This is a genomic window from Nocardia abscessus (genome assembly GCF_015477775.1).
GTDB classification, from domain to species: domain Bacteria; phylum Actinomycetota; class Actinomycetes; order Mycobacteriales; family Mycobacteriaceae; genus Nocardia; species Nocardia abscessus_A.
Map to the genome: position 1 here is coordinate 1 of NZ_JADLQO010000064.1, position 698 is coordinate 698.

The window sequence follows — 698 nt, forward strand, 5'->3', positions numbered from 1 at the left end:
TGCACCCGCACCAAACCGGTGGCTTCGGCGGCGGCGATGTAGGTGACGTCGACGGAATGTTTACCACCATTGTTGACGCCCATGGCGCCGTCACCGTTGGTGTAGGACGGCTTCATCTCCCCGCGGATCTCCGCCAGCGCGAAATCCCAATCGATGGGCATCGGGATCTTCGACAACGGCATCCCCGCCCGCCGGACACGATCGGCGAACACTCGCGCCGCACGGTAGTTCTCGCTCGCGATCAGTTCCTCCGGAGCCTCGGCCAAACCCAGCATCCGCGCCACACGCGGGTAGTGGACCCGGTTCATCAGTGCCCAGTCGAGTTCCTGCGGGAAGTGGGTATCGAACACCTCCCGAGCGGGTTGCAGCGACATCCCCTGATAGACCAGCGAACCACCACCGACACCCGCCGCGCACAACGCTGTCATGTTCACCCCCGGCACCGCTTCCACCAAACCGGTGTAACGGTCGAACACCAACGGACGACCGAACAGATTCGGGCTGGACCGACACCACAACAGGCGCTTATCGGGCGAGGAAGCCCGGGGAAAGGTTTCGGCGTTCGGTCCAGTCGTCCAGCGCAGTCCCCGTTCGAGCACCGTCACCGGCACGCCCGCCCGCGCCAAGCGCAAAGCGCTGACACCACCACCGAACCCCGAACCCACCACCACCACCCGATGCTCTTCACGAGTCAATGG

1 protein-coding gene is annotated in these 698 nt (G+C 64.6%); it reads right to left on the minus strand.

What is annotated here, in order from left to right; genetic code table 11:
* The coding region (locus IU450_RS39275) for an NAD(P)-binding protein (protein ID WP_195154780.1) at positions 1 to 698 on the minus strand (698 nt) is incomplete at both ends.